Genomic DNA, 13,824 nt, shown 5'->3' with positions numbered 1-13,824 from the left:
GATTAGGGCACAAGGGCAAGTTCGTGCTACATCGGGAGCCTCGAATGGCGCCCTCGCGGCGTGACGTCCCCATAGCCTGATGGACCTGCCTTGACCGACGTGACCGATCCGATGAATCCCGCTGAACCACTCGACCTGATCCCGGTGGCGATCGAGGATGAGATGCGCTCATCCTACCTGGCCTATGCCATGTCGGTGATTGTCTCGCGTGCCTTGCCGGATGTGCGCGACGGTCTGAAACCGGTGCATCGCCGCATTCTCTACGCCATGCGCGAAAGCGGGTTCACGGCCGACAAACCCTATCGCAAATCGGCCCGCGCGGTCGGTGACGTGATGGGTAAATACCATCCGCATGGCGACAGCTCGATCTATGACGCCATGGTCCGCATGGCGCAGCCCTGGTCGATGCGCGTGCCGCTCATCGACGGACAGGGAAATTTCGGTTCCGTCGACGGCGACAGCCCGGCGGCCATGCGATACACCGAAGCCCGTCTCGCGCGTTCGGCCTCCTACCTTCTGGACGACATCGACCGCGATACGGTCGATTTCCAGCCCAACTATGACGAGAGCGAGAGCGAGCCGCGCGTTCTGCCGGCCGCTTTCCCCAATCTTCTGGTCAATGGCGCGTCGGGCATCGCGGTCGGCATGGCGACCAACATCCCGACGCACAATCCTGGCGAGATCATCGACGCGACTCTGGCGCTGATCGAGAACCCGGAACTGTCGCTCGACGAACTGATGAAGATCGTCCCGGGGCCGGATTTCCCGACCGGCGGCATCATCATGGGGCGTCGCGGAATCCGGCAGGCCTTCGAGACCGGACGGGGTTCGATCCCGATGCGCGCCCGCGCCGAGATCGAGGAGATCCGCAAGGACCGACAGGCGATCGTCGTCACCGAGATCCCCTATCAGGTCAACAAGGCGACGTTGCAGGAAAAGATCGCCGATCTCGTCCGCGCCAAGGAAATCGAAGGCATTTCCGATATCCGCGACGAGTCCGACCGGTCCGGCATGCGGATCGTCATCGAGCTCAAGCGCGACGCCACGCCCGATGTCGTCCTCAATCAGCTCTACCGCTTCACGCAGCTTCAGACGTCCTTCGCCGTCAACTGCATCGCCCTGGATGACGGCAAGCCCCGTCTCATGGGGTTCAAGGATGTGCTCGAAGCCTTCCTGCGCTTCCGCGAGGACGTCATTCTGCGCCGTTCGCGCTTTGATCTGAACAAGGCGCGCGATCGTGGTCATCTGCTGGTCGGTCTCGTGCTGGCAGTCGCCAATATCGACGCGGTCATCGCCCTGATACGTGGTGCGCCGGACGCGGCTTCGGCGCGCGAGGCGCTGATGACGCGGCAGTGGGACGCGGCGGAAGTCCTGCCTCTGCTCCAGCTCATTCATGACGAGGGCAATATCGTCGAGGACGGGAAAGTCCGTCTGACCGAAGCGCAGGCTCGCGGCATCCTTGAGCTGCGTCTCCAGCGCCTGACAGGTCTCGAGCGCGAAAAGATTCAGGCGGAACTCAACGAAGTCGCCGCCAGGATCAACGATCTGCTCGACATCATCGCCAGCCGCCCGCGGCGCATGGACGTCATGCGCAACGAACTCGTCACCGTGCGCGCGGAAATCGCCACGCCCCGGATGACCGAGATTTCGGACGCCTTGGGCGATCAGTCCGACGAAAGCCTGATCGAGCCGGGTCAGATGGTCGTGACCATCACGCGCGACGGCTTCATCAAGCGCACGCCGCTCGACATTTTCCGTGCCCAGAATCGCGGTGGCCGCGGCCGGACGGCAGCGGGGCGGCGTGGCGATGACGTCGTGGTGCGCAGCTTCAACGCCCATACCCATCAATGGGTGCTGTTCTTCTCCTCTGGCGGTAAGGCCTACCGTGAGAAGGTATGGCGTCTGCCCGAGGCCAGCCCGACGGCCAAGGGCCGTGCGCTCGTCAATCTCCTTCCCGAACTGGGCGGCGATGCCATCACGGCCGTTCTCCCGCTGCCGCAGGACGAAGCACTGTGGGAACCGCTGCACCTCGTTTTCGCGACGGCAAGCGGCTCCGTGCGGCGTAACCGTCTGTCGGATTTCCGCAATATCCGCGCTTCCGGCCTGATCGCCATGAAGCTCGACGAAGGCGACAGCCTGATCGGCGTCGCGACCTGTCGGGAAGGGCAGGACGTTTTTCTCGCGACGCAGAAGGCGCGATGCATCCGCTTCCAGATCACCGCCGACACGCTGCGCGTCTTCGCCGGGCGTGACAGTTCCGGGGTGCGCGGCATTCGTCTTCAGGAAGGTGACGAGGTCAATTCGCTCTGCGTGCTGACACATGTCGATGCGACCGTCGAGGAACGCGCTGCCTATCTCAAGATGGCGAATGCCAAGCGTCGCCTGCTTGCCCAGTCCGAAGAGGGCGATGAGGCGGAAGAGGTCGTGGCCGACGACTCCGGTGAAGACATGGAGATCGCGGGTGATCTGACGGCTGAGCGTTTCGAGGAACTCGAACGTCAGGAAGAGATCCTGCTGACTGTGACCGATGCCGGTTTCGGACGTCGCTCTTCGGCCTACGATTATCGTGTCAGCGGGCGTGGCGGGCAGGGCATCGCGAATATGACGCTGACCAATCCCAAACGTGGCCGCGAGGTCGTGGCGACCTTGCCGGTGCTGGAAGGCGAGGATGTCATGATGGTGACGGATGTCGGCCGTCTGATCCGTACGCCGGTTGCGCAGATTCGCGTCATGGCGCGTCAGGCATCGGGCGTGACGCTGTGTCGCGTGGGCGAAGAAGAAAAGGTCGCAGCCATCTTCCCGGTGATGGAGGAAGAAGGCGAGGACGTTGAAGGTCCCGACGTTGAAGGCGCTGACGTTGCTGTCGTGACGGATGCGACGCCGGAAGACATTGCGCCCGAGGCGCCGACGTCGGAGGGTGATGTCCCTCCCACAGAGGCCTGATTCATGTGTGGTGTCGGCTTCTACCCAGGGACGTTTGATCCGGTGACCTTCGGACATCTGGATATCGTCGAACGGGCGTCGGCGCTGTTTGACCGCCTGGTCGTGGGCGTGGCTCTGAATACCGCGAAGAAACCGCTCCTCACGCTTGACGAGCGGATCGAGTGCCTGCACCGCGAGACCAAAGGTTTGTCACGCGGCGCGCAGATCGAGATCGTCGGGTTCGATACCCTGCTGGTCTCGGCTGTGCGTTCGCATGGCGCGAATTGCATCGTGCGGGGGCTGCGCGCTGTCAGCGATTTCGATTTCGAAGCGCAGCTTTCGGGTGCGAACCGGCGTCTGGCGCCCGAGATCGAGACGGTTTTTCTGCTCGCCAGTGAGGCCCATCGCTGCACGGCGTCACGTATCGTCAAGGATATCGCCCGGTTTGGTGGCGATATCGACGGATTCGTGCCCAAAAATACGATCCCGCTCGTCTTGTCGAAGCTGCACACCACCCCGAAATAAGGGGCAGGGCATGATATCCATGTCGCCCGTTTTACGATCTGTTATCTGAAGGTTTTTATCCCTATGTCCGAAAACAAAGATCGCCTCGTCCTGAAGACCAAGGATGGCGATGTCGTGATCCAGCTTCGTCCCGACATCGCGCCTCTGGCTGCCGAGCGTTTGCGCACGCTGTCGGAGCAGGGTTTCTATGACGGGGTGAAGTTTCATCGTGTGATCGAGGGTTTCATGGCTCAGGGTGGTGATCCGACCGGAACCGGTTCGGGCGGAAGCGATCTGCCCGATCTCAAGGCGGAGTTCACGCATGAAGCGAAATTCCTGCGCGGTACGGTCGGCATGGCGCGCACGATGAACCCGGACTCGGCCAACAGCCAGTTCTTCATCATGTTCGCACCCTGTCCTTCGCTGGACGGTCAGTACACGATCGTCGGCGACGTGGTCGAAGGCATGGAGCATATCGACAAGGTCAAGCGCGGTTCCGGTTCGTCGGGCGTGGTCAAGGAACCGGATGTGATCGTCTCCATGCGTCCGGCAGCCTGATTTCCCGTCGGGCCTGATCTTCCGTCAGGATTGACGATGGCGGCTCCCGCTCCGGTTCCCCGGGCGGGAGTTTTTTTATGGCATGTACGGCGTATCTGCCTCGCGTGTCCCTACGCTCAGATTTGCGTCGGTTGAAGACGCGTCACGAGAAGCTGATTGATGCGGAAGCCGTCGACATCGACGACCTCGAAGCGGTAGCCGGCGGCTTCGGTGCGGTCGGCCTTTCGCGCCATGCGACGCAGACGGTGCATGACGAAGCCCCCGATGGTATCGAAGGTATCGCCATCGGGAAGTTCCGCGACGCCGAGTTCACGAATGACTTCCGCGATCGGCGCGGCGCCGTCGACCAGCCAGGAATTCTCGTCACGACGAACGATGGCCTGCTCATCGAACGGACTGGCGAGACCGTCCATCAATGCCCCCATGATGTCCTTGAACGTGATCAGGCCCACCACGAGCCCATATTCGTTGACGACGAGCGCGAAACCCACACCGTGCGCCTCGAATTGGGCCAGCGTGTCGAGCAGGCTGAGGCTTTCGGGGATGGAAAGCACGTCCCGGCGCAGTTTCGAGAGTGGTGGGCGCGTCACGTCGGTCACGGCTGATCCCACCAGAACATCTTCCACGCGTACGGAACCGATGACGTTGTCCATGCCGTTTTTGCACAGCGGGTAACGCGAGTACGGATGGACGCGCACTTTGTCGCGTTGCGTTTCCGGCGGCTCGTGGATGTCCAGAAAGACGATCTCGTCGCGGGGCGTCATGGCCGAGGTCACGGCACGTTCCTGCAAGCCGAGCACATTCTGGATCATCTGGTGCTCCTGGGCAAGCAGGACGCCGGACGCGGTCCCGACGGCCAGAAGGGCGCGCAGATCCTCGGGCGTCATCGGCTCGACGGCGGAGGCGGCGGGGATTTTCAGCATTCGCAGAAGCGCGTCCGAAATTTTCGAGAACACCCATACGACCGGAAACAGAACCTTGAGCGCCAGAGCGGGGAACCACCCGACACTGAGCGCAATCCGGTCCGGGGCATTCATGGCGATGCGTTTGGGCAGAAGATCCGCGAAAAGCACGAAAATACCGGTTGTAAACACGAAACTGACGGTTGCAGCGACGCTCTGGGCCGTCGTCGTCTCGATGCCCCATGACTGAAGCATGACGGTCATGGGCGGCGTCAGCAGATCTGAACTGATCATGCCGCCGAGGACGCCCACGGCGTTCAGCAGGATCTGCAGGACCGTCATGACCTGCCCGCCATTGCGACGGAGCGCCAGGAAGGAATGAGCGCGCTCATCCCCCGCATCGGCCCGGGCGCGCAGCCGTACGTCCCGGGCAGCGGCGAAAGAGATTTCTGACAGTGAAATCAGGACACTGACCGCAGTCAGAAGGGCGAGGGCGAGCACGCCGAGAAGCAGGATAAACACGGAACCGCCGTTATCAAGTAGAGGCGCCCGTGGGAGGAGGGCGCGTTTCGCAGCATCTTAGCACGCCCGGGAATGCGACCCTGTTTGAAAAACCGGTACGAGCGAACCCGCATGTGAGGAGAGACCTATCGCCCTCGGGTCCATGCGACACCGTCTCATGCAACGAGCGTCTGACGGCCCGTGCTCGATACAGGCTGGTGCCGACAAAGTCGAGACTTTTCACGACAGAGCAGGCATGAAGATTCAGACCGCTTTTGTTGTAAAGTTAAATTCAAAACGACACGATACTGAAATAAAACTGTCACGAGACAAGTGTTTCGAGTGGCCTTAATGACGCTGCCCATAAAGCATGATCGTTATGAAATGCATTCGATCTGAAATGACGATCGATCTTGGAAGGCAAGTGCATGATCCGCGGCAAGACACTTCTTCTTTCCTCCTGTGTTTCCACGCTTCTGGCATTCTCGACGACGGCTCACGCGGCGACCAGTCCGTCAAAGTCCAAACATGCGAACACGCCTCGCAAGGTGCAGGCCGCGAAAGCGACCGCATCTGCGCCGACGGTTTCCTCCGCCGCGCCCGTAGCGGTCACGCCGTCCGCGGTTCTCCCCACCTCCAGGGAAGCGACAAAGTCGGAATCGATTGTTGTTCTTGGTGCTGGCGCCGCGCGTGAAACCCAGACCGTGTCGCGCACCGCCATTGCCCAGTATGTTCCCGGCACCAGTCCTTTCAAGGCGCTCTCCAAGTTGCCCGGCGTCATGTTCACGTCGTCGGATCCGCTGGGCTCTTACGAATGGTCGCAGCAGATCATCATTCGCGGTTTCGATCAGACGCGCCTGGGCTTTACAATGGACGGCGTGCCGCTGGGCAACCTGTCTTACGGCAATGACAATGGCCTCTCGATCGGACGCGCTCTGCTGACCGAGAACAATGGCAAGGCGACCCTGGCGCAGGGCGCCGGGGCCGTCGGCGTCGCGGCGTCCAATGATCTGGGTGGTGCGCTTGAGTTCACGTCCATCGATCCGAGCGATAAATTCGGCGTGGATGTCGCGGGCACGATCGGTTCGGCTTCGACCTGGCGTACGTTCATGCGCGTCAACAGCGGTACGCTGAAGGGCGGCGGTAAATTTTATGTCTCCTATGCCCATCAGGATGCCAATAAATGGAAAGGTGACGGGCAGCAGGAGCAGGACCAGGCCAACGCGAAATATGTCCAGCCGATAGGAGAGCATGTAAAACTGACTGTTTTCGGCGATTGGTCCATGCGTCGCGAGAATGATTATCAGGATCTTTCGCTCGCGACCATCAAACAGTATGGCTATAACGTCGACAATATCACCGGCAATTACGCGTTGGCCAAGCAGATTGGCTACGCTTACCAGAACGGCACGGCTTACCCGGCGGGCATCGGCAGCACCAATTACGACAGTCCCCCGGACTTTGTGTATTATAATGCGGGCGGTCTGCGACAGGACGTGCTGGGCTATGGCAAGCTCGATTTCGATATCACGTCGCATCTGAAGGGCTTCACGACTGTCTACGGTCACATGAACAATGGCGAAGGTGTCTGGGCCACGCCCTACACGCCAACGCCGGCGGCGCTGGGCGGATCGCCGCTTTCGGTTCGCACGACGGAATATGACATTCATCGTGAAGGTTTCATCGGCAGTCTTTCCTATGATGTCGGACATCATGTGATCGAAGGCGGTTTCTGGTTCGAAAATAATAATTTCGAACAGGCGCGGCGTTTTTATCCCCTTGGTCTGGATGGTACACCGGGCAGCCTGCACTGGTATAAGAACAATGCTTTCGCCACAGCGTGGCAGGCCGCGTTCGGCACGAAAACCTATCAGGTGCATTTGCAGGATACATGGCAGATCACAAAGGCCCTGAAACTGAATTACGGTTTCAAATCCCTGATTGTCGACGGAACGGCCCGTCAGATCGGCGCCATGAGCGGCGGCGTGACGGGTGACGACGGATATCCGTCCGGTTCGATCCAGTCGTCAAACGGCTTCCTGCCGCAGGTTGGCGCCAATTATCGTCTCGACGGCCATAACGAAATCTTCGCCGATTTTGCGCGCAACATGTCCGCCTTCGACAATTCTCAGACCGGGGCCACCAGCCCGTTTGCGACCACGACCGCAGGCTACAACGCCATCAAGGGCAAGATAAAGCCGGAAATGTCCTATACGGAAGAGGTCGGCTATCGTTTCCATAATCACAGCATTCAGGCATCGGTCGCGGCGTATTATGTCGAGTTTGAAAACCGTCTGCTTTCGATCACGCAGGGAACCGGCGTGCAGGGCAATCCTTCGGTCCTGACGAATGTCGGTGGTGTGACGTCCCGCGGTATCGACGCCGCCTTCAATTACCAGTTCGCCCGTAACTGGTCGCTTTACGCGTCCTATGCTTATAATGACTCCTATTATAACGATAACGTTCATTCCGGGGATACGATCTATCAGACGCAGGGCAAGCAGGTGGTCGCCATGCCGCGCAATCTTGCCAACGTGCAACTCGGTTATGATGACGGCGCCATCTGGGGTAACGTCAACATGCAGTATCAGGGGCGTCGCACCTATACTTACCTCAACGATGCCTGGGTCAAGCCAAACGACGTCTTCAACCTGAATCTTGGATATCGGTTCCAGAGCAGCAATTGGGTTCTGCGTGGTCTGGATGCCCAGATCAACGTAAGCAACCTGTTCAACAAGCGGTATGTTGCAACGGTCGGTTCGAACGGATTTGTTTTTTCCGATCCGAAGCATGTTTTCGCGACCCTTCAGGCCGCATCTCCCCGCATGGTGTTCTTCACGCTTCGCAAGCACTTCTAAATCTGTTGGTCGCGATGTCCCGTCAGACGTCGCGACTTTTCCATTCCGCGTGGCCGCCCGTTATCCGGGTTGAGGAATACGTTGCCGACGCGATGAAAATAACGGGACCGGACGCATCGAGCGTTCGAAAAATCCTGATTGATGCTGTAGTATCGGTTTCGAGCATGCCAGCCCGTCTGTTTCAAGTCGGCATGTCACACCAGAAATCTCGGCAGGGCCGGGCTATCACCGACCTCATTGCCCGACGAGGATGACGCGCTTTCAGTCGCCGTTGCCACGGCGGCATGCGGTCATCCACCGGTGCAAATTTTCTCTGCGCATAAACGATGCGTCAGCCGGGCTTCAAAAATGAAAACCTATGGATGAATGCTGTGAGCAATCCGCTCCGCTAGTGCGTTGAAAAGCCGCTCTGTCAAGGCGGCATTCCCGCCATCTGTCGTCGTCACTCCGGATGCGGTAAAAATACCCCGTGCGCGCGAAACATCCCGATGCTCATCGGCAGGAACGAGCGTCCAGTCCGCTTCAAGTGTGCCCTGCCCGTTCTGCGTGATATCGAGACGCGTCACATTGATGCTCAAACGAGCGTTTGGCGTTGATGATTGCCGCGCCGTTGTAACGAACGTGTTCGGCCAGCTTTCGCCAAGGCGCGCGGCAAGAAGGCTGGTGGCCGCCTCGGAAAGTCGCTCCGCCCAACGTCCGTTTGCGCTGCGCATGATCTCGTTTCCGGAACGGACCGCCATATCCTGCGTATCAAGGTAGTCGGGCAGCGTAATCCGGTCGAGCGCGACGACCGGCATCGTCGGGTTGAGAGCCGTGGTGTTCAACGCAACGCTCGGCGCGCCGAGCGTATAAAAATGTACGGGCGGCGCGGCGCAGCCGCTCATCAGAAGCAGGCCGATCGCTGCGGCGGAAAGACGTGAGTTCACGGGCGGCGCCCCATCAGCAGAAGTTGCGGATTGCGTTCGACGTCATTCGCGAAACCGCGCAGCGCAGCGGCGGCGGCGGCGATATCTCGGAGGCTGGCCTCGAGATTGGCCCGCTCCGACGATCGCAGGGACGTCATGCTTTCAAAATTATCGAGCGTTTTTCCGGCTTTCAGAACGGTCGCATTGCTGTTGGTCAGCAAAGTCTGGAGTTGGTGTCCGCTCGCATCGAGTTGCGCGGTTCCGGTCGTGGCGAGTTTGTTCACGTTCTTCAATGTCTGTTCAAGTTCGGGACGCAAGGCTTCAACAAGCTGGCGGGCCGCATCCACCATTTCACGACTGTGGTCCGACGTCGCCTGCACGCTCTGAACCAATGGTGGCAGATCGTGGTCGAGATGATCGGCGACCGAGCGAATGCCGGCGAGCGCCACATTGGTATTGTCGGCAATTTCTTTGAGCGGCAGTTCGGTCAGTGTCTGCGTCACGGCCTGTATGGGTGACTGGCGTGTCGGGATTTCAACGCCATGCACGAGATCGGGATGCAGGGTGGCGGGAGAGTTCGGGGCGAAGTCAAGGTCGATTTCCGACGTGCCCGTCACGAAGCTCTTGAGATTCATTTCCGCGCGCAATCCCTGCCGCACCAGTTCCGTGACGGTCGGCAGACCCTGGCCACGCTTCCCCAGAAGTCCGATGTTGTCTCGATTGAGAGTCACATAGACCGGAATGAATGCTTCCTGCGTCTGTGCGTCATAGGCAATCGCCACACGGGTGACCGCTCCGACCTGTACGCCCCTGAAGGTCACAGGCGCGCCAATGGAGAGACCCGAGGTCGCGCCGCGAAAGATCATCACGGCCTTCTGTTTGTGCTGGAAAGGATGGAGATTTCCAAAAAACACGAAGGCCGCCATGAGAAGGATTGTGCCGCCCACGACGAACGCGCCAACCAGTGCCTGCCTGTTCATGGCGATTTTTCCTCTTCGTCGCGGGTTCGGTTCATGAAGGCATGAACCTGCGGGTCTTCGCAGTGATCGCGCAGGTCAACGGGTGATCCATGCGCAATCGGCTTCTTGGTCTTTGCATCCAGAAAAATGCCGCTATCGGCAATTCGGAAAAGGCTGGACAATTCATGACTGACGATCACGATCGTCGCGCCCAATCCGTCACGCAGATTGAGAATCAGATCATCAAGACGGGCCGATGTGATGGGATCAAGACCGGCGGAGGGTTCGTCGAAGAACAGAATGTCCGGATCGAGCGCCAGCGCCCTTGCCAGTCCGGCCCGCTTGCGCATGCCGCCGCTGATCTCGGACGGATACAGATCCATGGCCGGAAGCATCCCGACAAAGCCGAGTTTGAGTTCCACCAGTCGGCGGATCGCGTCCGTGTCGAGTTCCGTAAACATTTGCATCGGCAGCGCCACGTTTTCGCCGACTGTCATCGAACTCCAGAGCGCACCGCTTTGGAATAGCACGCCGAAGCGATGGTTGAGATCCGTGCGATGGGCATCCGAACCCGCCCAGTAGTCCTCGCCATCGACGGTATACCGGCCTGTTTTAGGGCGCAACAGACCGATCATGCTCTTGAGAAGCGTGCTCTTCCCACACCCGGAGCCGCCCATGACGGCAAAAATGCTGCCGCGTCGCACGTCAAAGGTGATGTCCTGCTGAATGACCTTGGGGCCGAAAGCGAGGGTCAGATCCTCGACCGACAGAACAGTCTCCATGGCCTCAGATCCCCACGGCATTGGCGACAACGGCGAAGATCGCATCGATCAGAATGACGCCTACGATGCCGACCACGACGGCCCGTGTCGCCGCGATGCCGACATCCGAAGCCGAGCGCCCGGCCTTCAGGCCGATCCGGCAACTTGTCAGTCCTATGAACGCGCCGAATACGATGCTTTTGACGAAGCCGAAAAGAAACTGCCCGACCCCGAACGCTGAAATCGTCGCGTGGAAATATCCGGCTGGCGTGAGGTCGAGCATTGCCGTGGCCACCAGAAATCCGCCGAACATGCCGATCACACATCCATACAGATAGAGGAACGGCATGGTGATCGTGAGCGAAAGGACGGATGGCAAAATGAGGTAGGTCGAAACAGGAATGCCGAATACGCGCAGCGCATCGATCTCCTCGTTACCCTGCATGGTCGAAATGCGCGCGGCATATGCGCCGCCCGTGCGTCCGGCCATGATGATGGCCGTCATGACGGCCGCCATTTCACGAACCGTCGCGATCCCGACCAGAGCGGCGACATAGATGCCCGCGGCGAATTTCTGAAGCTGGGATGCGCCCACGAAAGCCAGAATGGCCCCGACGAGAAGATTGACGACGCCAACGATCAGCAGAGCGGACGGCCCGGCGTCGACGGTATCGTTGAGCAGATCCACGCCTCGCATGCGGCCACGACCAACGAGAGTCAGGCAGCCATTCTTGATGACTTCGACCGTCAGTTCCGTGACGGTGCCGATCTCGGCGAGACCATTGATGGACCCGGAGCCAATCGTCTCCAGCAGTTTGGGACGCGGTGCCACCGGCGCCGGTGACGCGATCGTGTCTGGCAGCAACTCCATGAGTTTACGCATCGGCGCGGGGAGTTGCTCAAGCGATGTGTGAAGACCCGCGTCCTTCGCCGCGCGTGTGACTTCCCAGATGAAGGCGATCAGGCCCGTGTCCCAGGACTGAACCGCTTGTGTGTTGAACTCCAGGGTGCCTGAGTCGCCTCGACGCTGAAGGAAACTGTCATCCGGAAAGCGCGGGATGTCCGCTGTCCGTGCGAGCCAGGTTCCGCTGAGAACGACCGTAACGCTTCCGGTGTTGTTCTGCAGCTCCCAATGGGGGATATCGACATGGGCGTCCGGCAAAGGGCTCACTTTATTCTCTGGACGATCTGCTCCCACCGGCAGGACGTCGAGCGGGCTTTACTCTAGGGAGTTTTCTCAACTCACAAAAGACTCTCCTGGAACCCGGAACGAAAATTGCGAATTTGTATGCGTGACTTCAGGATCGCGGGGCGCAGCGCCCCGGAGTGTTCGGGGTTCTCCGCGCCTCGCTGCCCGGAGTAGGGCCCGGTCTGGATCTGGCACAATCAGCCATTGCCGAAAATCCATGATATCCACGCTCGCGGTTCGGACGGACGCCTCTCGTCGGAACCTCCGAAGACTGGGAGATTGTCGGCGTCAGGGCGAGCGTCGGTGAAGCGGATGCGGCAGAAGGGCCGCGTCGAGACGAAAACGCCCTGAAAGATTCCTGCATGTCCTAACCGCTGAAATCGTGCGACAGATCCGGTATGACCTGGAAAGCCACGTTATGAAAATTGCGGATTGGATGACACGCTCCGGCGTTGCTTTTGGTACAAGCGGCGCCAGAGGACTTGTGACGGCCATGACCGATGCCGTCTGCTTTGCTTACACCGTGGGTTATCTGAAACACCTTACGGCTCTTGGCGAATTCGGGCCGGGCATGCCGGTGGCGGTTGCGGGCGATCTGAGACCCAGCACGCCCCGCATCCTGCGCGCCTGCATCGCGGCGATCATTCATAGGGGAGGAGAACCCGTCCTGTGCGGGCAGATTCCCACCCCGGCGCTCTGCCTCCATGCGTTCGCGCGCGCCATTCCATCCCTGATGGTCACCGGCAGTCATATCCCGGCCGATCGCAACGGCATCAAATATAACCGCGCGCGGGGCGAGTTTCTGAAGAGCGACGAGAAGGCCATGCGCGATGAGGATGTCGATCTGCCCGATGGCTGGTTCGACGAAAAAGGCGCTTTGGTCGCTGCGCTTCCGCCGTTCGAGCCAGTGGACGTGGTGCTTGGTTATGTGGAGCGATATGTCGCTTTCTTCGGCCCCGACGCGCTGTCAGGGCTGAAGCTCGGCGTCTATCAGCACTCTGCCGTGGGGCGGGACGTTCTGGTGCGGATTGTCGAGGCTCTCGGGGCGCAGGCCGTCGTTCTGGGCCGTTCCGACAGTTTCATCCCGGTGGATACCGAGGCCGTGCGCCCGGAAGACGCGGCGCTGGCATCGGGATGGACCGCCGAACACGCGCTGGACGCCATCCTGACGACCGACGGCGACTCTGATCGTCCCCTGCTCGCCGACCAGAACGGCCATTGGCTGCGCGGAGACGTGCTTGGGATTCTCACCGCGCAGTTTCTCGGAGCCGCCGCCGTTACGACGCCGGTCAGCAGCAACACTGCTCTGGAAAAAGCCGGTTTCGCGCGCGATATACGGCGCACGCGCATCGGTTCGCCTTTTGTAGTCGAGGCCATGATGGAAGCCGCGCAAAGCGGCGTCGCTCCCTCGGTCGGTTACGAGGCCAATGGCGGGTTCCTGCTCGCCACCCCGGTGACACGCGGCGATGGCACGCTATCGGCCCTGCCGACACGCGATGCGATGCTTCCCATGCTCTGCGCGCTGGTGTCCGCGCGACAATCAGGCCGGACACTGGCCGGTCTCGTGGGGACACTGCCCGCTCGTTTCACGCTCAGCGATCGGCTGATCGAGATGCCGACAGCCGTCAGTCAGGCGAAAATCGAGGCGTGGGGGGGGGGGGGGGGGGGGGGGGGGGGGGGGGGGGGGGGGGGGGGGGGGGGGGGTGGGCTGCTTTCTATATATTTTTAATATATAGTGAGATTTATATATGATCTCAACAAATAA

The 13,824-nt window shown here is 60.2% G+C and carries 10 protein-coding genes; 5 read left to right on the top strand and 5 right to left on the bottom strand.

Features of this window, described 5'->3' with window-relative positions; all coding sequences use genetic code 11:
* Positions 1-111 precede the first annotated feature (111 nt).
* The 3 genes from gyrA to PWM43_RS08385 all read left to right on the top strand — a co-directional run bounded on the left by gyrA (position 112) and on the right by PWM43_RS08385 (position 3,984).
* Positions 112-2,943, top strand: coding sequence for a DNA gyrase subunit A (gyrA, locus tag PWM43_RS08395; RefSeq protein WP_289842264.1), 2,832 nt, complete (start codon positions 112-114; stop codon positions 2,941-2,943).
* 3 nt (positions 2,944-2,946) lie between these two features.
* Positions 2,947-3,447, top strand: coding sequence for a pantetheine-phosphate adenylyltransferase (gene coaD / locus PWM43_RS08390; protein WP_289842051.1), 501 nt, complete (start codon positions 2,947-2,949; stop codon positions 3,445-3,447).
* A 63-nt stretch (positions 3,448-3,510) separates the two neighbouring features.
* On the top strand, positions 3,511-3,984 hold the full coding sequence (locus PWM43_RS08385; RefSeq protein WP_289842050.1) for a peptidylprolyl isomerase: 474 nt from the start codon (positions 3,511-3,513) through the stop codon (positions 3,982-3,984).
* Positions 3,985-4,100: 116 nt separating this feature from the next.
* Here the strand turns inward: PWM43_RS08385 and PWM43_RS08380 are convergent, their stop codons facing one another.
* Positions 4,101-5,408, bottom strand: coding sequence for a hemolysin family protein (locus tag PWM43_RS08380; RefSeq protein ID WP_289842049.1), 1,308 nt, complete (start codon positions 5,406-5,408; stop codon positions 4,101-4,103).
* A gap of 407 nt (positions 5,409-5,815) precedes the next feature.
* On the opposite strand from PWM43_RS08380, the gene PWM43_RS08375 reads away from it, so the two are divergent.
* Positions 5,816-8,245 (top strand): TonB-dependent receptor, encoded by a 2,430-nt coding sequence (locus PWM43_RS08375; RefSeq protein WP_289842048.1) that lies wholly within the window; start codon positions 5,816-5,818, stop codon positions 8,243-8,245.
* A gap of 356 nt (positions 8,246-8,601) precedes the next feature.
* Here the strand turns inward: PWM43_RS08375 and PWM43_RS08370 are convergent, their stop codons facing one another.
* Genes PWM43_RS08370 through PWM43_RS08355 form a run of 4 tightly spaced genes read right to left on the bottom strand, consistent with a single transcriptional unit; the run spans position 8,602 to position 12,041 of the window.
* Positions 8,602-9,171, bottom strand: coding sequence for a PqiC family protein (locus tag PWM43_RS08370; protein WP_289842047.1), 570 nt, complete (start codon positions 9,169-9,171; stop codon positions 8,602-8,604).
* Positions 9,168-10,130, bottom strand: coding sequence for an MlaD family protein (locus PWM43_RS08365; protein ID WP_289842046.1), 963 nt, complete (start codon positions 10,128-10,130; stop codon positions 9,168-9,170). The genes PWM43_RS08370 and PWM43_RS08365 overlap by 4 nt, the downstream gene beginning before the upstream one ends.
* Positions 10,127-10,891, bottom strand: a complete 765-nt coding sequence (locus PWM43_RS08360) for an ABC transporter ATP-binding protein (RefSeq protein ID WP_289842045.1) — start codon at positions 10,889-10,891, stop codon at positions 10,127-10,129. The genes PWM43_RS08365 and PWM43_RS08360 overlap by 4 nt, the downstream gene beginning before the upstream one ends.
* Positions 10,892-10,895: 4 nt before the next feature.
* Positions 10,896-12,041, bottom strand: a complete 1,146-nt coding sequence (locus PWM43_RS08355) for an MlaE family ABC transporter permease (protein WP_394356054.1) — start codon at positions 12,039-12,041, stop codon at positions 10,896-10,898.
* Between the two features lie 454 nt (positions 12,042-12,495).
* Between PWM43_RS08355 and PWM43_RS08350 the strand changes: the two genes are divergently transcribed.
* Positions 12,496-13,788 carry a phosphohexomutase domain-containing protein gene (locus PWM43_RS08350; protein WP_289842262.1) on the top strand — a complete coding sequence of 431 codons (1,293 nt, stop codon included), beginning with the start codon at positions 12,496-12,498 and terminating at the stop codon, positions 13,786-13,788.
* The last annotated feature ends 36 nt before the right edge of the window (positions 13,789-13,824 follow it).

Origin of the sequence: Brytella acorum, assembly GCF_029309905.1 — a bacterium.
GTDB lineage: Bacteria > Pseudomonadota > Alphaproteobacteria > Acetobacterales > Acetobacteraceae > Brytella > Brytella acorum.
The sequence above is the reverse complement of the archived record's forward strand: the minus strand, read 5'-3'. Positions and strand labels throughout refer to the sequence as shown.

Bases quoted from the DNA above. Each gene is read 5' to 3' on its own strand.
- gyrA (WP_289842264.1), top strand. From the start codon at position 112: ATGAATCCCGCTGAACCACTCGACCTGATCCCGGTGGCGATCGAGGAT.
- coaD (WP_289842051.1), top strand. From the start codon at position 2,947: ATGTGTGGTGTCGGCTTCTACCCAGGGACGTTTGATCCGGTGACCTTC.
- PWM43_RS08385 (WP_289842050.1), top strand. From the start codon at position 3,511: ATGTCCGAAAACAAAGATCGCCTCGTCCTGAAGACCAAGGATGGCGAT.
- PWM43_RS08375 (WP_289842048.1), top strand. From the start codon at position 5,816: ATGATCCGCGGCAAGACACTTCTTCTTTCCTCCTGTGTTTCCACGCTT.
- PWM43_RS08365 (WP_289842046.1), bottom strand. From the start codon at position 10,130: ATGAACAGGCAGGCACTGGTTGGCGCGTTCGTCGTGGGCGGCACAATC.
- PWM43_RS08360 (WP_289842045.1), bottom strand. From the start codon at position 10,891: ATGGAGACTGTTCTGTCGGTCGAGGATCTGACCCTCGCTTTCGGCCCC.
- PWM43_RS08350 (WP_289842262.1), top strand. From the start codon at position 12,496: ATGACACGCTCCGGCGTTGCTTTTGGTACAAGCGGCGCCAGAGGACTT.